Raw genomic sequence first — 18810 nt, forward strand, 5'->3', positions numbered from 1 at the left:
TGCACCTTGCTGAACGTTTTACCTAGTTTTCAAAAGAATAGGTAAGTATTTTAATGTTTGTTCATTTTCCAATATACATTTTTCTAAATTGAACGATGGAGATAACTCTATTTTTTCAAAGACTATAACGAAAAAAATACATAAACAAGTCGGAAAGCCAAACCGAAATATGTACGACATAACTGAAACAGGAGAAGAAATTTTTTATGAAATGTTAAGAGAGTTTCCTGAAAAACTTGCGACAAATAACGCTGAGTTCCTTGTACGTATCGCCCTATTTGAAAAACTTGATTACGAAGGTAGAAAAGAAATTTTAACAATACGCCAAGACGTACTACATAAACAGCTTACTGCTCTTCAATCTTTACATGTTAGCTCATCTTTTATTACAGAAGTCATTGAATTTAGTAAATCACGTATAGAACACGAATTGCTCTGGATTACATCACTTATGAAGAAAATATAAAAATTAACAAGAAAAGTTAAAAACAATGAATGAAAATGAGATTTATTATCAATACTATAATTAATAAAAGGGCAACCACGATTTGGCTACCCTTCAAAAATTTTATATTTCTGGATCAAAAGTTTTGCAATCTGTTTCTTCCGTAGTTGATGCATGTTTCCCTTTATTACTTACTACATAAATTGCATCTGCACTACATTTATTGCCGTTAGCCCAAAATTTACAGTTGTTTACTTCACATAAAACGTCTTGTGCCATAGTATCACACCTCCTTGTTCTAATATCATTAACAAAATTCGGAGGTATGATACTCTTTGTCATGCATTTTTTATTCCCTTTTTAGTTTTCTTAATGGTTCAATGTTTCCTTGTACAATAGCATCTATATTTTCTGTTATTTTTTCAATGTCAAAATGCCACCATTGAATTTGCAATAATTCTTCTATTATTGCATTTGTAAATCTTTGCTTTATTTTATTTGCAGGGTTTCCGCCAACAATTGTATATGGTGCGACGTCTCTAGTCACAACAGATTTAGCTGCAATGATTGCACCATCCCCTATTTTTATTCCAGGCATAATCGTTGTATCCATACCAATCCATACGTCATTTCCTATAACTGTATCACCTTTGTAAGGTAAATCAGACAAATTAGGTGTATACTTCTCCCACCCATTTCCAAATATATTAAATGGATATGCCGAAAATCCATCCATCCGATGATTCGCTCCGTTCATAATAAAGGTAACTCCATTTGCAATACAACAAAACTTTCCAATAGTAAGATGATCTCCAAGAAATTCATAATGATGTAATACTCGATCTTCAAATGTTTCTCCATCTTTCGCATCATAATAAGAATAGTCACCAACAAGTATATTAGCTTTCGTTATTGTATTTTTTATAAAATGAATGTTTTGATTTCCTTCAATTGGGTATTTTACATTTGGATTAGGATTCATGTTGTACAGCACTTCCTTTACCATTTATTTCACTTTCTACCGCTATTACTGGCTTTAAATTGTATATAGGTAAAATAAATAATAATCCAATTATAAATAGTAAAGCTGTGCCCTCATACATCGTACTTAATGAGAATACCTCTTTTAATGAACCAGCAATACTCATTGTTACTACCATTGAACCGGTGAATAGTGGACTTAAAATGCCATTTACACGACCAATAAAATCTGTATCGCTGTTTTGAATAATGAGCGTATTAATACCTATTTGGATACATGGAAGAGCTAACCCACTAAAAAGTTGTGCTGTAAGTGTCACCCATAAATTCGTCGAATAACCAATAATACCAATGCCGATCGCCTGACCGAGCATCCCTACAATTAACATCTTTTGCGGAGCAACATTTTTCGCAAATACCATCGCTAAAGCGCCGCCAACAATCATACCCGCGCCATTTACTGTTAGTAACCATTGCAAACTCTCTTTTGATAACCCTAACTGCTCAGTCACAATAAATATACCTAATGGCTGAATCAATCCTATACCTAGTCCTGCTGCCATAAAACAAAGCCCAAGCAAAGTTAATGCTTTTTTCTTTTTTACGTATTTAATACCGTCTAGCATTTCCTGTAACAACGTGATTTCTTTTTTCTCATTTTTATTCTCAAGATCTTTCGGAAGAAATAACAACACAGCTGCTGCCAGTAAAAAAGATATACCTGTTATGATAATTGAAATATAAATTCCAAAACTATGAAAGATAAATGTTCCAAGAATCGGTCCTAACACCATAAAAATCGCAAATATTGTTTGATATATAGACATCGCTAATTGGATTTGTTCCGTTGATAAATGCTGTTTAAACAATTTCATACCTGATGGTTGAGAAAACTGCGAAAGGATTGCAGAAATAAGCGTGACAAAAAACACGATTTTCCATGTTCCAAACATAAGTGTAATTAATACAGCGAATACTGAAATGGAACTTAACGTTTCACACCATATCATTGTCTTCTTTGGCTTCCACTTATCAGCAAAGGTTCCACCTATAAAGGAAAAGATGAAAATTGGAGCAAACTCAGCAACCGAAATCATTGAAATAGCAAAAGCATCACCTTTCGTCATTTCCATTACATATAGTAATACCGCAAAGTTCCGAACCCATATTCCAATTTGTAAAAACAATGCTGATGCAAGAATTCCTTGCACAAACCGATTTTTTAATACTTGTGATACCCCATTGTTTTGTTTCGTTACTACATTTGTCGACATAAAAAAGCCTCCTATTTCATGTTCTGAACAGGAGGCAGCACAAATCATATAAAAAGACTATATATTCGCAGAGCGAAATACATCCCTTTTCTATAAATGCACAGACTAATCCTATTCAGAAGAATATTTCGTTTTTTAACGAAGATCTCTTACAAATAGAATTAGTTGATCATTGGGATGTTTTCACCCTTCCGTTTCGAATTTAAATAACACATACATACTCTATGTAAATCATTTTCTATGTATGCATGTCTACAATAAATATTCTAGAATGTTAATGGTAATTCCTCTAAAGAACGCATTAAATAATTACCCTGCCATTTCATTTCTTCACGGTTACCTTTTATTTTTAGTTCAGGCATTCGATTAAATAAAGTAGTAATAGCAATCTTTGCTTCTAACTTAGCAAGTGGAGCACCTAAGCAGAAATGGCTACCATGGCCAAATGCAATATGACGATTATTCTCCCGAGTAATATCGAATACTTCCGGATTTTCAAATACAGTTTCATCACGGTTTGCAGAAGCTAATGCAATGACAACCATATCTCCTCTTTCGATTGTTCGGTCGTGAATTTGAAAAGGTTCATCTGCCCATCTTGAAGTGGTAACCTCAACTGGAGAATAATATCGTAATCCTTCCTCAATAGCTGCATCAATTAATTTTGGATCTTCTTTTAATAACTGTAATTGATCCGGATTTTCGAGAAGTGCTAATACCGTATTTGTTATTAAATTTACCGTTGTCTCATGTCCCGCCACAATTAGTAACATTATCATTGAATATAGTTCTCGGGCGCTAAGTTTATGCCCTTCACTTTCCGCAAGTATTAATGCACTCACCAAGTCTTCTTTTGGCTCTTTTCGTTTATTATCAACTAAATATTGGAGATATGTAATAAACTCAGATAGTTGCTTTTCGGTTTCTTTTATTTCTTCTGGCGTTTCTGGGTAAGCAATGACAGCATGAGACCAAATTCTAAATTTCGCTTGATCTTCTTTTGGAATGCCGAGCATTTCACTTATTACAATAATCGGTAAAGGAAACGAGTAATCATCAACAAGATTTAATGAACTTTTTCGCTCGACTTCATTTAACAAATCATCTGCAATATCCTGTATTCTTCCTCCCAATTGCGTGATCATCTTCGGTGTAAAAGCTTTTTGTACGAGTGATCGTAAACGATTGTGGTTAGGTGGATCTGAATTTAGCATGTGCGTCGTTAAATAATCACTATTATCAACAGTAAGAAAGACATTCAATGTATCTTGAGAAAATACATTGGCCGGATCTTTTTTTAAGCGATTATCTTTTAATAGTGGCAAAGCATCTTCATATCTTGTAATAAGCCACTCTGCACCTAATTCAGTTTTATTCACAAATAAGATAGGTTGCACTTTTCTAGATTCTTTATAAATTTCATACGCATCTTCTTTAAACTGAGCTGAAGCTAAATTAATACCATCCTCTATTCTTAGCCCAACTTTGTTTTTCATTGACATTGTATTCCCTCACTCTCATTTGTTTTTGAAAACCAACCAACATATGCATTATACTCTAATAAAAACGCGAAAATTGTAAATTTTCATTCAAAATCTTACTTCGTATATTGAAAAATAAAAAGTGAGAGAGTAAAATCCTTCTACTCTCTCACTCTTCTTTACGCAAAACACATGAAATTACTAATTTGTTGATAGCGATAACTTACTTTACGACGACGACCACCTTGCCAAGTGTAACCTGAAACCCCATTTCTCCTCACTTCAGTCGGGAAGAACCATAAGTCTCTTCCGAAAGGTCCAGGACGATGCAAACGTAAATATCCCCATCTTCCTAGACAGTTACACATCCATGATTTCATATTCCCTGCTTGAGCTGGAGAAGCAAATGTAGACGGTAACGACGGCGCTTGTGACGGTGGTGGTGACGTTGGAGCATCTTCCGCATCATCTGGTCTATAATCTTCTTGTTCCATATCTCTCACTTCATTTACAGATTCATACCCGTAGTTTTGTGGATTATAATACATCCCTTGATCATATGGATAATTTTGCTGGTTATACATATTAACAAATCACCTACTTTTCATTCAGTACCTTTAACATTCATATGTAATATGTGCTCTATAGGAAGCTTATGTTATAGCCCAAATTCAATTTAAAAACCTCGTATTATTTAAAATACGAGGTTTTTAAAAATAAAATGTATTTATTATTTCCTTAACTTTACACTATAAAAACGCATTTCTTTTAGTGAACCTTCAAATTCAAATACGTCTTGTTTAATTAATTCCTTTAAGCGATATTCTAAAAACGTATCGCCAACTAACTGCTCTACAAGACCAAGCGCTTCACCAATTACTCTTGGAGCTTTTAGGAATTCTCGATCAGCACCTATACTTTTCGCGCATTCAATAATAAATTGATCAAAATAATCTTCTTGTACAGAACGCCCTTCATTTTCTTTCCAAACTCTTAGAAACTCCGTACTTTTCGATAATCTATACCACTCCTCTTCAAACCTCATTCGCTTCTCTTCAGTTAAATACGGAGATTCTGCAAAACTTTTTTGGAATAGAGCTAAACTGTCAGGCGGTAATTCTCCTGTTCCACGAATAGCATACTCTTTTTTTAATATTTCTTTACTTGCTTCAGACGTATTAATAACGCGAATGTTTTTCTTATCTTTTAATTGCGCCATTACAAAACATAGGCCTACATGTTCATGTGCGTTATTAGCTTTCCAAATTGTAATAGGCGTTTCAATAGGAATAGTGTGTAGTTCTTCCATAGTTTCTAAAAACCTTGGTAAATACTCTTCTTCAAAATAATTATCATAAGCAGTTAAATTGTTTACTAACCATTTCTGTCTTGCTAGTTGTCCCTCATTCATATGTAACTTGTTTATCGGCCCAATTGAAAAGAATTCAGAAAAAGCGACAACCCTCTCTTCCAATCGTTCTTCTTGACTAAGCATATGTTTTAAACATCCAGCTGTTGAATCATCAAATGCAATATGAACATGTGAGCTTTCTTTTACATTTCTTTTATAAGATGTATTACTCGTTAGTTGTTTAGGAATATCCATTAAATTTTCAATGGTATCTTCACTATAGTTTTCTTCTAACAAATTTAACTGAATTAGAATACTTTGAAGTAAATGTTTTGCTTCATCTTCGTACATTTCTTCTACAACATTTTTGATTTTATCTATCACACAAATCCCTCTATTCATTTCATAAATAACGTATATTATAGTGTATCATTTTAGTATCATTCTTTTAAAGTTTTTTTAAATTAAAAGCATTTATTATTCAGATTGCTACAGCAATCCACATTTTCATCAAAATCTCTCCTACAATTCTTAATTACTAAATATCCCTTTGTAAATCCCTTTATTTAAATGTATAATTATATAGAAAATAAAAAATATAGGAGCTATATGTATGGAAAAAGCGATTACTACTTATAAACATTATTTAAAAAATTGGAGATTTATATTTATTTGTATATTACCTACTATCGCCATATTATATGTTTTCGATGTCATCTTCGAACTACTATTTCATCAAGATTTCTATTTATCAAACTTAATTTTTGCTATTATATTATTTTTAATATTTATTAACATCAAAGATATGTTTAAAATTGAAAGTTAAAGCACGGGATAAAAAAAGAGCACCCTGCAATTGGATGCTCTCATGTGATAGAGGTTTTTTCTGAGTATTAAGTAGGACACGAAGGTCTTGTCCTACAACATAATATATGCTTGTACTTATTTTATTGTGCATCTATTAAACATCAAATGTATACGTATTGCTAAAAATTCTGCTTATTTATTAATTGTATAATTATTATATTTACACATAAAAAAACATCCCTATGGATGTTTTTTTATGTACTGATTTTTAAGCTTCCATAAACTTAGCCGGTACACCAATTTTTTCAACTACAGAAGATATATTAGTAGGATTAATCATTACATTTTCAATACTAACTAATTTATTTTCTAATAGTCCATTCTCTGTAGTAATAAGTTCTTCAAACCGATCTAAAGTCATCGAGAATTTGTGTTCACTTCCGCCATTCATACAGACTTTTACATACTTCATAGTGTCACCGCCTTTCATAATAATCTATATTTCGATAAGAAGGCGCTTACATCCTTTTTATTTACTACTAGATTTCTCACTTTTATTCCTTGCTAATTCACGTTTATTTATTTTAGAAAAGGCAGCTACTATTTTATGTTCACGTTATAATTGCTAGTAAGAACGATAAAGATAAAAATGCACAAAGTGGTATATATAAAACAGTATCCATTTTAGCAAAACGCGTATCTTTTTTTCGCTTAAAGATGCCAAAATAATGAAACTCACCAATTACTCTTATAAAAAAAACAATCATACAAATCCAAGAGCCCAATTGAACAATACTATTAGGAAATACAAAATGAACAACATTTGTTTGTTGTAATAAAATCATTGCCGCCATACTTAATAATAACGCAATGAACAATGTCATTCCTACACCTGGTATAAATGCCTTTTCTCCAGATCTTGTTGGAATGACACTATTTGTCGCCCACGTACCTCCGAAAGCCCAGTAAACATGTAAAAAGCTAACTAAAAATAATATACAGACAGAAATATATGTAATAATAAGCATTTTGTCCTCCCATTATTTTATTTAAGTCCTTAACTTTAAGGTATGCTATAAATTTCTCATTAGCAATCTATATATAATTACATAAAAAACCCTTCAATGATAAATCATTAAAGGGTTACTCAAATATCTTATGCATTATACCTATTTCTACGACGTTCCATCCTCGTTTGTCCTTGAGTAGTACCTTCTTTAAATTGATGTATTTGCTCTGTCATTTCATAAGTTGCAGCTGGAGTTGGTTCTTCGTAATTATGCTCACGTATTTTTTCTGGCGTTTTTCGTTTTGATACTTTTCCACCAAACTTAAATAATTTCATCTTAAGCTTCGGTAATTTTGGAAGTGGAATCTTAAATGATAATTTTTTACGCTTCTTTTTTTGATGAAATAGATTTATATTTTCTTTATCAGTATCGTTCTCTTTACGGTGTAATAACATCGCAAGTAATCCACCTAATATAAGTCCTCCAACTAACAGTAGAAGATATAAATAATGACTTGTCATTAAACTCGACATACGTTCAAGTATGACTAACGACTGTACTTCTTTAATATCCCAAAGTAAAGCGGCCCATAATGAGAATAAACCGAAAGTAAGTCCATATGTACGAAAACGGAATAAACATGGAATTAAAGCGATACAAGCGGCGATTTTCGCATTCCCTATTATTGAACTTGTTGAAATATCCTGATGCCAAATGACTAACAGTAGTGTTATAAATGGCGCATACGCTATCCAACTACATATACGTGAATATATTTTTTTCGCAAAATAGCTACCGAAACTAGTAAAAAATAAAAGGCCCCCGATATATAAAGATTGTTCTAGTGGGATTTGCTTTATAATTCCTGCAACCGGAAAGAGGCCGCTCAATAGCATTAATAACACATCTAATTTCTTCACAATTCCTCATTCCTTTCAAATTTCTTTTGAATCAATTCATATTACTTTCCCAAATGATGTAGTTTTTTATTTCTAAAAAACATCTTAATCCTGTATGTAAATAAAGTAAATACGTAAAAGAAAAGATACATGACAAAAGATATCCTTATTTACATGAAAAAATGACAAATCCTGATCAATATAATGAGCAGGATTTGTCTACTATTATTTAGAGCAGAATAATTGAATCTTTCTTTTCTATTTTCATTATATCTACATCCAGTTCATCATCAAACTCTTTAAACTCTCTTGCATCTATATCCGTCATATAGCCCTTTACTACTTTCGCCATATGCATGGAATACGGCATGTGTACATCCTTTTCTAACAGCATACTTGAATTACAACACATGTAATGTATCATTTTGGCAATATAATTCCTTTCTACAGGTTTTACACCTAGCGGTAATATTTCAAGTATGTATCGCTGTAATGTTTCACTACCATTAATCGAATATTTACCAGTGCTATAATACATTCCTTTTTGATCTGTGTATAAACTTGTGCCATCCAGTATATCATCACATTCTATCTCACCGTATTTTGGTACATCAAAAGATATATTTATTCTTATAATGTTTAAGTTTGGAACCTTTAGCACATCAGGAACAATCTCAGGGAAAGTATCTATATCAATTTTTTTATTTTGTAACTCTTTTATCCAATGTTTTCTTAAATTCGCATCTATAATGAAATATACTTGCTCATTTTGCTCTTTTGCATGTTGTAAAATTCCCGTTAGTGTTTCAGAAACAAATTGTTTAAATTGAATCCCCATATCATTTCTTTTTGAAGGCTGCGGTAAAAAGGCATTATGTTTATTTATATTTAATAATAAACGATCAATCGTTAGCCACTCAGTATTCCCGTATAATTTATATGAAATTTCTTTCCCTTTTATTTGTGAAATAATAGGTAAGAAATCGAATTTCGAGATTCGTTCAATTGATAAATTAACATATGTACAAGGTAAATTTATCTTATTCCAACTACGTTTCAAAAATCCTTTTTGTTCTAATAAACTAAGGATACAATTTATAATTGTTTTACGGGATACACTTTGGCCTATAAATAAATTAATAAATGCTGAAATACGGTTTGTTCGTGCAAACCCTTCTCTAACGATTTGCTTTGGATCAATTTTTTCACGCCCATCACAATTTTTCATTGCGATTAACGCCAATGTTGCATCATTGCGCTCACCTGCAGTAGCATAAACCGCTTTCATAACATCCTCTACTAAGTTTGTTTTGTATTTCTGGCAATATTGCATTTTATATGGATTTTGCAATACTTTTTCAATATTATATCTTACTATTTTTAACAATACTGGAGAATCTGCATTTAATACATAAGATGACTCACCAATATGAGCTAACACAATTTCACTTTCAAATAACGCTTGTTCTACTTCCATTGAAATTTTTTCAGACCATATTTCTAACGTTATAGTCTCTAATCCTTTTGGTGCAATTAAAGGGAATAATTCATTTTCATTATTTGTTGCTAGCTTTTTACATTCTGGTAGTAATGTGAAATAAGAGAATTTTTGCTGAAACCCTTTAAATAGATACTCTCTTTCCTTTACTTTTATACCAGGTTTTATTTTAGTACCTTGCACTTTATATATTCTCTCATTGTATGGAAGCAGCACCCTAATATTTGCTCCTAGCATATAATCTTTCGGATATTGAAGAATATGCTCTAATTCAACTTCTCCACCTATATGAAAATCCTCTTTTAAATTTCTAAATATCTTAATCCATTTTATGCCGTTTGTAGCTTGTTGTACTTTTAGTTTTACAAACCGTAATTTTTTATTATTCGATGCAAATTCTGGTGTAGAAATTAATATCATGCCCCGTTTTCGTCTTAATAGCAATGGAATGTCTGGATGATTATATTCTTGATATTAAGACTGTTTTTATGAGCATTTCGTATAAGTGTGATTTAACTGATAAAAGCTATTTTCAAAGACGACATATCAGCGATAATTTATGTCTATTCTGAATAGGTGTTAGCAAGTTCGTTTGCAAACTTGTTAGCACTTTTTTATATTTCTTCTATTACATATACCTTCACAAAAATATCATACCTAGCTGCTAACTCTTCCAGTCTCTTTTTTCTGTAATTGGTCACTGTAAAGAAATGAATTACTGGTACTCTCCCTTTATGCTTCTGTTTATATATCTGCGTAAGTTCTTCATATTTTTTTAACTTCTCTTCATTTACTTTCATTTTCTGCGAGCGATCCACTTCAACCGCATGAAGTATATTTTCTTCATCACGAAACTTCACATCGGGAATTATTTTCTTTTTCTCTTTGTTCTTTATATAACGTATATCCGTTTCAATCTGCCAATCATCCGGGCAAAATAAATGTAACCATGCTTCATTCCGTAATAATGCATGCGCAAGCTTTCCTCTTGAAACAACCTTACCGTCATCACCAAACATGGCATGCCCTTCCTTATTGAGATAATACACGTACTCTTTCCCTTGTATCGTCTTACTCAAATATGGCTTCAAATCACCCATAATTCTGTTTGCATTCCGTATACCACCCATATCATGCACACTCATTACATGTCTTCTTGTTGCAAACTGCAACTTCCTAATCGTCGCAAGTATCGCCATCTGACGGTTGATTTTCATGTGACTCTGGATGTTCATGTTTTTCCACCTCATATTCTTTTAGATGTTTCCACATGACCTTGTCATCGATATACGGCACTTGCAATACGATGAAGTTTTCCTTCATATATATAGCTCTCCCTGGAATAGATGGTAAATGCTCTAATCCGGATTGATCAATTACCACTTCTGATGCGGTACGAGTCGGTAAACGGAAACCGAGTTTTGCATTTGCCATCTGTTTGACTACCCTCGGTAATGTGTCCCCTGTCGGATATTGGGTACAGAAGACAATGCGAAACCCAAGCGCCCCTCCAACACGCGCGATATGACTTAGCATGTATTGGCACTCTTCTAGCATTTTATTATGAGCTCTCGGTAATCCTTTGGCAGGTGCGAGTACTGCCCCTTCATCTACTACAATGAAATACCGCTCCCTTTCTTTCGTGTGAACAATATTCTTGATGCCACGTTCTTTCATGTACTTCCCGCGCTCATGCATTTTCTCCATCACTTTTAACAGCATACCGTGTGCTTGCTCTGATGTTTCTGCGATTTGTTCGACTTGCTTCAACTTTTTATATTCGCTAAATTCCAATCCTTCTTCTTTCAAATCAATCAAATAAAAATGAGCATGATCAGGATTTGCTAATGATAAGGAAGCAAACATATTTTTAAGGAAGACTGTTTTCCCCATACGAATTAATCCACCTACAGCCATATGCGGCGTTTCGTCAAAATCGTGATATACAATCGTTTCTAGACTCTGACCAACTGGAATACGCCATTTCCCTCTCGTTACTAAATCCATTGACCATGACCAGTTTTTCGGTATTTCTCTTCGGAATACACGTATGTTCAATTTATAATTATCGTATTGAATACGTACTGGTTTATTTAATCCTTCCGAAACAACATCTTCTACCTTCTGAATGATTTTACTCGGCATGCCAAGCGGCAAGGTATATACATAAGTCGTACTACGATCATCATCAATTTGCTTTTGGAACTTTGGATATTGTAATTTTTCTTCATTATTTCTTTTGATCGCAATACCAGCTACCTCAAAAAACACTTGTATCTTTCGTTTATCATCATTTTTACTTTTGAACTTTTCACCGAATAATGCCACTGTTAAACCTGCAGCTGGAACGAGTAATAATTCAATCATTTTCTCCACTCCCCGTATACCCTCTATAAGGGTATGTATCCCTTATTTTTGGAAGACTCCCGTACATGCTCTATGTCATCTGTCAGTAAATGTCCTACAATTCCACGTTGGTATTCCCCTATAGAAACGCGAAAAGCACATAACGTAGAAGATACAAGAACGAGCCTGTGAGCGTTGTGTACATAGTCATACGTGGAAGCCAATGTGGAACACTCTGCCCCATTTTTTCTGCAATCTTCATCGTAATCACTGACAAGCCTGTTGCCGTCCATACCACTACCGCTTCTCCTACAATTGTCATTTGAATCCCTCTTTTCGAATGAGTTGTAATCCCTTCGGTGTCATCACTGGCTGATACTCATTGATGACATCTCCCCAATCAAGCACTTCATCCTCATCTTCATATAAATCATCCATAATATCGTTTGATAAACGGTAATAGCCTTTGTACTCACGATTATTAAAAACCTCATGTCTTTCCATGTGGTCCAAAATTGCATATGTTTCTTTTTTGCCATTTGAATCTCTAAACATACCTCTTAATTCTTTTGATTGATACAGGTAAGGCGTTTCATTCAAGTGTGAATATTGCCAACGCATGCGCGCCCTCTCCCCTCTTGGTGTCCTTGTTTCCACTTGGTATGCCGAGTGGTCTTGATATAGGTATATGACCTAGTAGAAATTAAATTGCCTGTATTAGGAAAAATAATTTCCCATTATGAGAAAATAATTTATTAAAAGGTGTTTATCATGGAAATGTTGAAATAATTTGCAGGTGATAAAAATGAGTATTCATTTAAAAAGTAATATTGAGGAATGGATAAAGAAAAGTGGATATAGAAAAGATTTTATAGCGAAGAAACTAGGGATAACTGTTAAACAATTAAACAACTACATAACAAGTACTTCTTTTCCAAGTGCTCACCGACTATTTGAACTAGCTCATCTCTTTAACTGTCAGGTGGATGATTTATACGAGGTACAAGAAAAAGACCCTGCTGATTAATTACTAGCAGGGTTTAGCGCATATTGAGGTAACGGTTGGCCCTCAATAGATTCCATATACATTTCAGCCAATCTTGATCCATCGATTAGTTGTACATTCAATTCTTCAGCATATTTTTTTGCATTTTTTGAAAAGCCACCTGTTGATACCACATAACCACCTTTTGCCTCTCTTTTGGCAATATTACTATGCACCAGGGCAATTGCTTTATAGGACATGTCATTGCACAAACACTTCACCTGCCCCAGATAAAGTTCACCGTTTACTGTATGTTCAAAGTCTACGCCATAATCACCTGTAGCTACCGTTACAAATGCAGATCCACCATAATACTTTTCAAATACATCAGCAACAAAAGCTTCAAATTCTAATGGTGTTTGACGGATAAACACTGATGAGCACTTTTCATTTTCTAACGGCTTCATAAATCGATAATAAAGCCCCATTGCTAAAGTACGTTTAAACTCTTCATCTTTATTAAAACGAGCAATGAGTTGGTATAAATGATGGTCTTTTCTTCTTTTATAAACATACCATGAAATGTAAAGTATACCTGCTACTATTAGAAAAGCATATAACATATACACACCTCCTTAGAGGTAGTATTTCTTACAAAAATCTTTTTATTAAGTAACTTTTTGTAAAAATATCTGAATTATTTGATATAAACAATATTGCCTTACCAATACATATCAAGGGGGATATTTCATGGAAGCAACAGGCGTAAATGGACAATTACAAGTTGAAGGGAATAAAATCGTCATTAAACGAAAAGGTGTGCTTGCAAAAATGTCACAAGGATTAAAGGGAGATAAAGAAATCTTAATCAAACACTTATCTTCTATTCAATTTAAACCTGCTGGAATATTTACAAATGGCTATATTCAATTTTCTTTTTCTGGAGGAAAAGAAAATAAAGGTGGGCTTTTCGACGCTACAAAAGATGAGAATTCAATAATGTTTAGTAAAAAACAACAACCCAATTTCCTGAAACTCAAAGCATTAATTGAACAAAAGATGGATGAACAGCATTCGCCTGCACCTATAAATGCTTCTGGTGATGTTGCCGATCAAATCAAAAAACTAGCTGACTTGCGTGATAGCGGTATCCTAACAAATGAAGAATTTGACGCGAAGAAGAAACAATTACTTGGAATATAAAGAAGCCGTCCTGTTGGGCGGCTTCTTTTTACTTCACATACACATAGACCTCATTTGCTGATACATAGTATGGCTTACCTTTACTGTTGTGTATTTTATATTTTGATGAACCATCAACAATTACCTTTGCATCAATTATAAATACTATACCAATCTCTTTATCTTTCATTTGATTCCTAGCAAAGCGTATTCTCTCTTTACGAACTCTCTCCCACTGACTAAAGACTGTAAAACACAAAAATTTTAAAAAAAGCAAATCTTTTAAGGAAAATATATACAATTATTGTTATAATTAAGTTCGCAATATTTTCCCGGGAGTATTCCTATAAAGAACAGTAGACAATGGACATATACACTAGACGCTCCCCTTCTTAAATAATTTCATAGAAATATAGAAAGGGTTTATACGATGGGACAATTTCAAAGTAATTTTCAATCGGCACAACAAATCGCTACGCAGATGAGAGCAGCTTCGGATACCATCCAAAGTGCAACAAATCGCTCTATAAAAAAGGCGACCCGTACTACGCTTTCTGTTAATTCAAAAGCACAAGAAATGAACCAACAATTTTTAGATTTGACGAAACAATTTTCCACCGCCTTTCAACAAGCGGTCGATAACATTCATTCGGTAGCTAAAGAGTTTGAGAGAATGGATCACGAACTTCACAACACTTTTCGCTAATATGACCACCTTCGTAAAAGTAAAACGGTAGGAGGAAAAAGATGAGTCAAGATATTGAAAAACAAATCAATCAATTGAATCAAAAATTACAAATTGTATTCAAAGAACAGAATCGGAATCAATCTGCAATTCAAACTCAAGAACACGCGGAAGCAGATTTTTACGAATGGAGAAATCGAAGTAATCGTTTATTTAACCGAATTCTAGAAGCTTGGCACGGCGATAGAGAATTATCTCATTTTTTTATGAATATGCGTCAAGAAGCACAACATATCGAACGAAAACTTACATTCGAATTGGAAAACCAAAAAGAAACATTGCTTAAAGAAAGACGAGACCTTAGTGATTTAGAAGACGACCTATCCTACCAGCAACAACAATTAGCAAGGGAGGTCAATGTATGAGTTTAAATATGTATTTGGGAGAAGTACAAAGCCAAACTCAAAGCATGAATGCTGTATGTACGGCTACCATTCAAGGTATGGAACAAACCATTCAGTCGATTGACGCTTTTGCAATTGATACTGTTCTACAAGGGCAAACGTATAGCAGTGCAAAATCATTTTTTGTACAAACCTTTCGTCCTTTAGCGCAAGGAATCATTTACTTATGTGAAGAATTAATCCGTCAAAATAATGCCTTTCCAAACGATTTTCAATCAAAAGTTGCTTCAACAGATGTCATTGAACAAGAAATAAGAGAACAAATTCAAGAAATTAATCAATCGATTGCAAGTATAGAAATGATGAATGCCGTTACACCAATGCCTGGAATAGATGCACTTGTGGCTGTTTTAGTTGAGATGAGAAAAAAACTTGAAGAAAAACTAGAGCATTTACATGAATTTGAATATACATCCAGTAATAACTATAGTACGGCTCTTCAACTAGCAGCGAGTATTGCGGCAGGTTTAGCGGAAGTCCAAAGTGGAAAAGGTTTTAGTCCTGCAAGTGGTACATTTAGCACAAAAGGATTGAATATGGAGTGGACGGCTTCCATTCAGACGATTGAAGAAGATAGGAAGCGTCAGGCTGACAATCTTTTAAATGGTAGTCCAATTGAAGAAGGAGCGATTGATGGTAGACCTTCATCGGAATCAGAAGAAAAAGGTTTTGATGGTAAAAAACTAACAAGAGATATAGCTGGTGAAATAAGTGGTGAATATGATGTTCGTCGTGCTTGGGATGGTATTGATCCATCTACTGGCGAAAAACTTTCCACTTGGGAAAGGATTTCCGCTGGAGGAATGGCTGTAGCTGGTCTTACACCAGTCGGAAAAGTTGCTAAAATTGGAAAAGGTGTTAAAATGACTGCAAAAGCGGCTGAGGCTGCTAATACAGTTAAAAAAGCTGAAAAAGTTGAAAACACAGTCAAAAAAGCTGAGAATTTTGCTGATAAAGAAAAATTAATTGGGCATTTTGATAAACATGGCGGAGAATTTAAAGGTGCTTATGAAAATGCTGAACAATATTTGCAAGGTGCTAGAGATGTAATTGAAAATGGGATAAAAGTTAAGTATGATTACAAAGGTGAAGTACGAACGGGTTACGTTAAATATATGGGTAATACTGGTAAGGGGAAAGCTAAGTTTGAGTTAGTAGGCACAAATAACGAGGGATATATTACAACATATCATACGCAAAGCGGTAAAACGTTTTGGAGAACTTTAAACGGAAAAAATGAACAAATTATAAACCCCGCTGATTAATAATAGGAGGAAAAAATATGAAGTACATGGCATATGTAGAAAAAATCGATGAGCTAATCGAAGAGGAAGTTACAATAAATATTAATGGTATAGTATTCACAGGATTCTCCACTGTTTGTCCATATAAAATTGAAGAAGGAAAAAATTATCCTGTTATTCTCGACATTACAATTTTTGATGATATTGAAATAAATGAAGGAATAGATGGAGTGAAAAATTTAAAGAGAATTGATAATTCTTTCAAGTATCGTATTAGTGGAATATTAAATCCTGAGTTTATTGACGCAGGGATTATTATTACAGACGAAGATGAATTATTCCCGGAACACAGTGAATACTTTAACAAGTATGTTGAAATTGAAGTTGATAGAATCAATATTGAATTTTTAAAAGAAGACTAGTCACTTCTAATAGTTTCTAAACTAAGATTGGTAAGTCATTTTTCTCAGATAACCTCAAACATAAAATTCAGTATAAATAAAGAGGTCTTTATATATGGCAATATGTTTATTAATGACTAAAGAATTTGAAGATGAAGAGATTGTTGTTTATCAATACTATCCTTCTGAATCACCCGATAAAATAGGCAAAATGTATTATAATAAAAAAGAACGAATGTTTTATGACTTAGAGCAAGCTCTAGTAGATTCAGAAACAATGAGAGAACATTATTTTAATTGTGCATGTACTAGGATTGTGCGCTGTCTTAAAAGAAACGAAGGTTTTCCTGATAGCATGGCATATGAAGCATAATTAAACAAACATAAATAGAGCCGATTCCACTACAGGAAACGGCTCTTTTCCTTACTTCACATACACATAGGCTTCACTTGCTGTAATATAGTATATTTTACTTAACTTCATACCACCAACCTTTACGGTCAAGGTATCCCTTCATGGCATTAAGTTGTGTATCTGACGTTGGTTCAGAAACGAAGAATGTTAATCCATCCGATTGTAAGATGAAAGTAGCTGTCATTTTTACGGATGTCAATGCTTGCATAGCATCCTGAACTTCATACGGTGAAAAAGCACCCGTTTGGATGATATTTTGTTTTGCTGGTGGAGTGGCTACATTCTGACTTCCTCCCCTAGTTTCTTGTACAAAGTAGGCAAAGATTACAGCTGAAGTGATTGCATCCACATTCCACTTAGCCATATCTCCATCGTTGTCGATAAACCCTGCTTCTATAAGAAAGAACGGGCAGTTAGATGAACGAATTACTCCTACGTCTGGACGAATTTTTGCTCCACGGTCTTTCCATCCGGTACGTTTAGCAATTTCTGCTGAGATACGAGCTGCCATAGGCGCTTCCTTTTCGGAATAACAGAGTACTTCTACTCCGTGACCATTACCATCAGATGCATTATTATGCCAAGCAAACCCTACATCGTTTGGTCTGTCATTAATATTCCTAACTTGGTTACCTACGACAGCTGAAGCTGTTCTCCCTACGTTGTCTGTATCATCTTCTACAGAATGACCTAATGCACGTAACTTTCTAATAAATTCTCCGTTAGTTTGATCTCCTAAGAGGTGTTCTTTTCTCCCTCCATAGTTAGCCCCTGGTACAATTGCATTGTGCCCCCTGTGGCTCGATACTTTCATTATTCAACATCTCCTTTTTTATCTTGATCCGCAAACCATTTGCCAGCAGTCGGATTTGAAACTACACCTGCAGCAATCAAAATAAACAGGATAATATCTACATACTCTTGATATCTCCCTAAATTAAAATTAGGGATGGTATCCATAAGGACCATCCCTAACAATGCGAATAATGCCACCCATAATCCGCGGTTTTTAAGTTTTTCTTTCATATTTTAATTCATCTCCTTTTCTACATTATCAAGGCGCTTATGTGCGCCTTTGGTGCTTTCTTCTACCCTTGTAATACGCTCACCAAGTACAATCATCTGTCTTTCATTCGCCTTTAAATCTATACGAATATCATCAACCCCCTTGCTGATGTACTCTAATTTCGCGTTCGTTTCTGCTCCTTGTCTGCCTTCTGTCTTAATTTCTTTTGAACGATTTAAAGCATAAGAAAAGTAACCGATAAGCAATGAAGCAGCCGCGATAAGTAAACCAATTTCAATTGTCATATCTCCGCTCCTTTCCAAAATAAAAAAACCT

25 protein-coding genes and 3 pseudogenes are annotated in these 18810 nt (G+C 33.9%); 9 read left to right on the plus strand and 19 right to left on the minus strand.

Annotated elements, in window-relative coordinates; genetic code table 11:
* Positions 1-18: 18 nt before the first annotated feature.
* Positions 19-132: pseudogene (locus tag MNO09_RS17380) on the minus strand (cytochrome P450); the annotation flags it as partial.
* Between MNO09_RS17380 and MNO09_RS17385 the strand changes: the two are divergent.
* A pseudogene (locus MNO09_RS17385) lies at positions 125-466 on the plus strand (PadR family transcriptional regulator); the annotation flags it as partial. The pseudogenes MNO09_RS17380 and MNO09_RS17385 overlap by 8 nt on opposite strands.
* A gap of 102 nt (positions 467-568) precedes the next feature.
* Here the strand turns inward: MNO09_RS17385 and MNO09_RS17390 are convergent.
* From MNO09_RS17390 to MNO09_RS17415, 6 genes are all read right to left on the minus strand, one after another.
* Complete coding sequence (locus MNO09_RS17390; protein ID WP_000046092.1) at positions 569-724, minus strand: DUF1540 domain-containing protein; 156 nt, start codon at positions 722-724, stop codon at positions 569-571.
* Positions 725-794: 70 nt separating this feature from the next.
* On the minus strand, positions 795-1427 hold the full coding sequence (locus MNO09_RS17395) for a Vat family streptogramin A O-acetyltransferase (protein WP_001069225.1): 633 nt from the start codon (positions 1425-1427) through the stop codon (positions 795-797).
* Complete coding sequence (locus tag MNO09_RS17400) at positions 1417-2700, minus strand: MFS transporter (protein WP_088107266.1); 1284 nt, start codon at positions 2698-2700, stop codon at positions 1417-1419. The genes MNO09_RS17395 and MNO09_RS17400 overlap by 11 nt, the downstream gene beginning before the upstream one ends.
* Before the next feature lie 266 nt (positions 2701-2966).
* On the minus strand, positions 2967-4202 hold the full coding sequence (cypA, locus tag MNO09_RS17405; protein WP_000062108.1) for a cytochrome P450: 1236 nt from the start codon (positions 4200-4202) through the stop codon (positions 2967-2969).
* A 158-nt stretch (positions 4203-4360) separates the two neighbouring features.
* The gene (locus MNO09_RS17410; RefSeq protein ID WP_000282702.1) at positions 4361-4765 is read right to left on the minus strand and encodes a hypothetical protein; all 405 of its coding nucleotides are present in this window, start codon (positions 4763-4765) and stop codon (positions 4361-4363) included.
* A gap of 146 nt (positions 4766-4911) precedes the next feature.
* Positions 4912-5916 carry a DUF1835 domain-containing protein gene (locus tag MNO09_RS17415; protein WP_000565724.1) on the minus strand — a complete coding sequence of 335 codons (1005 nt, stop codon included), beginning with the start codon at positions 5914-5916 and terminating at the stop codon, positions 4912-4914.
* A 229-nt stretch (positions 5917-6145) separates the two neighbouring features.
* On the opposite strand from MNO09_RS17415, the gene MNO09_RS17420 reads away from it, so the two are divergent.
* A complete protein-coding gene (locus MNO09_RS17420) occupies positions 6146-6358 on the plus strand; it encodes a hypothetical protein (protein WP_000409414.1) in 213 nt (70 codons plus the stop codon).
* Between the two features lie 249 nt (positions 6359-6607).
* Here the strand turns inward: MNO09_RS17420 and MNO09_RS17425 are convergent, their stop codons facing one another.
* From MNO09_RS17425 to MNO09_RS17460, 8 genes and pseudogenes are all read right to left on the minus strand, one after another.
* The gene (locus MNO09_RS17425) at positions 6608-6811 is read right to left on the minus strand and encodes a hypothetical protein (RefSeq protein WP_000878362.1); all 204 of its coding nucleotides are present in this window, start codon (positions 6809-6811) and stop codon (positions 6608-6610) included.
* 139 nt (positions 6812-6950) lie between these two features.
* Entirely contained in the window at positions 6951-7367 is a 417-nt protein-coding gene (locus MNO09_RS17430) for a DUF3995 domain-containing protein (RefSeq protein ID WP_000905592.1), read from the minus strand.
* A gap of 128 nt (positions 7368-7495) precedes the next feature.
* A complete protein-coding gene (locus tag MNO09_RS17435) occupies positions 7496-8269 on the minus strand; it encodes a DUF3959 family protein (protein ID WP_000732197.1) in 774 nt (257 codons plus the stop codon).
* Between the two features lie 208 nt (positions 8270-8477).
* Positions 8478-10220: pseudogene (locus tag MNO09_RS17440) on the minus strand (RNaseH domain-containing protein); the annotation flags it as partial.
* A gap of 140 nt (positions 10221-10360) precedes the next feature.
* On the minus strand, positions 10361-10981 hold the full coding sequence (locus MNO09_RS17445) for a replication-relaxation family protein (protein WP_078183818.1): 621 nt from the start codon (positions 10979-10981) through the stop codon (positions 10361-10363).
* Positions 10923-12113 carry an FtsK/SpoIIIE domain-containing protein gene (locus MNO09_RS17450; protein ID WP_078183817.1) on the minus strand — a complete coding sequence of 397 codons (1191 nt, stop codon included), beginning with the start codon at positions 12111-12113 and terminating at the stop codon, positions 10923-10925. The genes MNO09_RS17445 and MNO09_RS17450 overlap by 59 nt, the downstream gene beginning before the upstream one ends.
* 118 nt (positions 12114-12231) lie before the next feature.
* Positions 12232-12414, minus strand: a complete 183-nt coding sequence (locus MNO09_RS17455) for a hypothetical protein (protein ID WP_078183816.1) — start codon at positions 12412-12414, stop codon at positions 12232-12234.
* On the minus strand, positions 12411-12713 hold the full coding sequence (locus MNO09_RS17460; RefSeq protein ID WP_078183815.1) for a hypothetical protein: 303 nt from the start codon (positions 12711-12713) through the stop codon (positions 12411-12413). The genes MNO09_RS17455 and MNO09_RS17460 overlap by 4 nt, the downstream gene beginning before the upstream one ends.
* A 184-nt stretch (positions 12714-12897) precedes the next feature.
* On the opposite strand from MNO09_RS17460, the gene MNO09_RS17465 reads away from it, so the two are divergent.
* Positions 12898-13119 carry a helix-turn-helix transcriptional regulator gene (locus MNO09_RS17465; RefSeq protein ID WP_078183814.1) on the plus strand — a complete coding sequence of 74 codons (222 nt, stop codon included), beginning with the start codon at positions 12898-12900 and terminating at the stop codon, positions 13117-13119.
* Here the strand turns inward: MNO09_RS17465 and MNO09_RS17470 are convergent.
* Complete coding sequence (locus tag MNO09_RS17470; RefSeq protein ID WP_078183813.1) at positions 13116-13700, minus strand: restriction endonuclease; 585 nt, start codon at positions 13698-13700, stop codon at positions 13116-13118. The genes MNO09_RS17465 and MNO09_RS17470 overlap by 4 nt on opposite strands.
* A gap of 127 nt (positions 13701-13827) precedes the next feature.
* On the opposite strand from MNO09_RS17470, the gene MNO09_RS17475 reads away from it, so the two are divergent.
* From MNO09_RS17475 to MNO09_RS17500, 6 genes are all read left to right on the plus strand, one after another.
* A complete protein-coding gene (locus MNO09_RS17475; RefSeq protein WP_000388427.1) occupies positions 13828-14280 on the plus strand; it encodes a DUF4429 domain-containing protein in 453 nt (150 codons plus the stop codon).
* A gap of 409 nt (positions 14281-14689) precedes the next feature.
* Positions 14690-14965: a TIGR04197 family type VII secretion effector gene (locus MNO09_RS17480; protein ID WP_000529645.1), complete on the plus strand. Its 276-nt coding sequence runs from the start codon at positions 14690-14692 to the stop codon at positions 14963-14965.
* Positions 14966-15006: 41 nt separating this feature from the next.
* Positions 15007-15369, plus strand: coding sequence for a DUF3958 family protein (locus tag MNO09_RS17485; RefSeq protein ID WP_078183812.1), 363 nt, complete (start codon positions 15007-15009; stop codon positions 15367-15369).
* Positions 15366-16673, plus strand: a complete 1308-nt coding sequence (locus tag MNO09_RS17490) for a pre-toxin TG domain-containing protein (RefSeq protein ID WP_165690517.1) — start codon at positions 15366-15368, stop codon at positions 16671-16673. The genes MNO09_RS17485 and MNO09_RS17490 overlap by 4 nt, the downstream gene beginning before the upstream one ends.
* A 17-nt stretch (positions 16674-16690) precedes the next feature.
* On the plus strand, positions 16691-17074 hold the full coding sequence (locus MNO09_RS17495) for a UCP019853 family protein (protein ID WP_088107264.1): 384 nt from the start codon (positions 16691-16693) through the stop codon (positions 17072-17074).
* Between the two features lie 94 nt (positions 17075-17168).
* Positions 17169-17426 carry a hypothetical protein gene (locus MNO09_RS17500; RefSeq protein ID WP_074541405.1) on the plus strand — a complete coding sequence of 86 codons (258 nt, stop codon included), beginning with the start codon at positions 17169-17171 and terminating at the stop codon, positions 17424-17426.
* Positions 17427-17523: 97 nt separating this feature from the next.
* Here MNO09_RS17500 and MNO09_RS17505 read toward each other — a convergent pair whose 3' ends face one another.
* From MNO09_RS17505 to MNO09_RS17515, 3 genes are read right to left on the minus strand one after another with little or no spacing between them, the layout of a single operon-like run.
* Complete coding sequence (locus tag MNO09_RS17505; RefSeq protein ID WP_088107263.1) at positions 17524-18282, minus strand: N-acetylmuramoyl-L-alanine amidase; 759 nt, start codon at positions 18280-18282, stop codon at positions 17524-17526.
* Positions 18282-18494: a hypothetical protein gene (locus MNO09_RS17510; RefSeq protein WP_088107262.1), complete on the minus strand. Its 213-nt coding sequence runs from the start codon at positions 18492-18494 to the stop codon at positions 18282-18284. Before MNO09_RS17510 ends, MNO09_RS17505 begins: the two co-directional genes overlap by 1 nt.
* A 3-nt stretch (positions 18495-18497) precedes the next feature.
* On the minus strand, positions 18498-18779 hold the full coding sequence (locus tag MNO09_RS17515; RefSeq protein WP_088107324.1) for a hypothetical protein: 282 nt from the start codon (positions 18777-18779) through the stop codon (positions 18498-18500).
* Positions 18780-18810 lie beyond the last annotated feature (31 nt).

It is taken from the genome of Bacillus sp. N5-665 (assembly GCF_022637375.2).
Classification (GTDB): Bacteria; Bacillota; Bacilli; order Bacillales; family Bacillaceae_G; genus Bacillus_A; species Bacillus_A wiedmannii.

Excerpts from the sequence above, each read along its gene's own strand:
- MNO09_RS17445 (WP_078183818.1), bottom strand. The coding sequence starts at position 10,981 with ATGAACATCCAGAGTCACATGAAAATCAACCGTCAGATGGCGATACTT.
- MNO09_RS17400 (WP_088107266.1), bottom strand. The coding sequence starts at position 2,700 with ATGTCGACAAATGTAGTAACGAAACAAAACAATGGGGTATCACAAGTA.
- MNO09_RS17490 (WP_165690517.1), top strand. The coding sequence starts at position 15,366 with ATGAGTTTAAATATGTATTTGGGAGAAGTACAAAGCCAAACTCAAAGC.
- cypA (WP_000062108.1), bottom strand. The coding sequence starts at position 4,202 with ATGTCAATGAAAAACAAAGTTGGGCTAAGAATAGAGGATGGTATTAAT.
- MNO09_RS17465 (WP_078183814.1), top strand. The coding sequence starts at position 12,898 with ATGAGTATTCATTTAAAAAGTAATATTGAGGAATGGATAAAGAAAAGT.
- MNO09_RS17410 (WP_000282702.1), bottom strand. The coding sequence starts at position 4,765 with ATGTATAACCAGCAAAATTATCCATATGATCAAGGGATGTATTATAAT.
- MNO09_RS17455 (WP_078183816.1), bottom strand. The coding sequence starts at position 12,414 with ATGACAATTGTAGGAGAAGCGGTAGTGGTATGGACGGCAACAGGCTTG.
- MNO09_RS17510 (WP_088107262.1), bottom strand. The coding sequence starts at position 18,494 with ATGAAAGAAAAACTTAAAAACCGCGGATTATGGGTGGCATTATTCGCA.
- MNO09_RS17425 (WP_000878362.1), bottom strand. The coding sequence starts at position 6,811 with ATGAAGTATGTAAAAGTCTGTATGAATGGCGGAAGTGAACACAAATTC.
- MNO09_RS17420 (WP_000409414.1), top strand. The coding sequence starts at position 6,146 with ATGGAAAAAGCGATTACTACTTATAAACATTATTTAAAAAATTGGAGA.
- MNO09_RS17515 (WP_088107324.1), bottom strand. The coding sequence starts at position 18,779 with ATGACAATTGAAATTGGTTTACTTATCGCGGCTGCTTCATTGCTTATC.
- MNO09_RS17485 (WP_078183812.1), top strand. The coding sequence starts at position 15,007 with ATGAGTCAAGATATTGAAAAACAAATCAATCAATTGAATCAAAAATTA.
- MNO09_RS17395 (WP_001069225.1), bottom strand. The coding sequence starts at position 1,427 with ATGAATCCTAATCCAAATGTAAAATACCCAATTGAAGGAAATCAAAAC.
- MNO09_RS17450 (WP_078183817.1), bottom strand. The coding sequence starts at position 12,113 with ATGATTGAATTATTACTCGTTCCAGCTGCAGGTTTAACAGTGGCATTA.
- MNO09_RS17495 (WP_088107264.1), top strand. The coding sequence starts at position 16,691 with ATGAAGTACATGGCATATGTAGAAAAAATCGATGAGCTAATCGAAGAG.
- MNO09_RS17475 (WP_000388427.1), top strand. The coding sequence starts at position 13,828 with ATGGAAGCAACAGGCGTAAATGGACAATTACAAGTTGAAGGGAATAAA.
- MNO09_RS17460 (WP_078183815.1), bottom strand. The coding sequence starts at position 12,713 with ATGCGTTGGCAATATTCACACTTGAATGAAACGCCTTACCTGTATCAA.
- MNO09_RS17390 (WP_000046092.1), bottom strand. The coding sequence starts at position 724 with ATGGCACAAGACGTTTTATGTGAAGTAAACAACTGTAAATTTTGGGCT.
- MNO09_RS17470 (WP_078183813.1), bottom strand. The coding sequence starts at position 13,700 with ATGTTATATGCTTTTCTAATAGTAGCAGGTATACTTTACATTTCATGG.
- MNO09_RS17480 (WP_000529645.1), top strand. The coding sequence starts at position 14,690 with ATGGGACAATTTCAAAGTAATTTTCAATCGGCACAACAAATCGCTACG.
- MNO09_RS17505 (WP_088107263.1), bottom strand. The coding sequence starts at position 18,282 with ATGAAAGTATCGAGCCACAGGGGGCACAATGCAATTGTACCAGGGGCT.
- MNO09_RS17430 (WP_000905592.1), bottom strand. The coding sequence starts at position 7,367 with ATGCTTATTATTACATATATTTCTGTCTGTATATTATTTTTAGTTAGC.
- MNO09_RS17500 (WP_074541405.1), top strand. The coding sequence starts at position 17,169 with ATGGCAATATGTTTATTAATGACTAAAGAATTTGAAGATGAAGAGATT.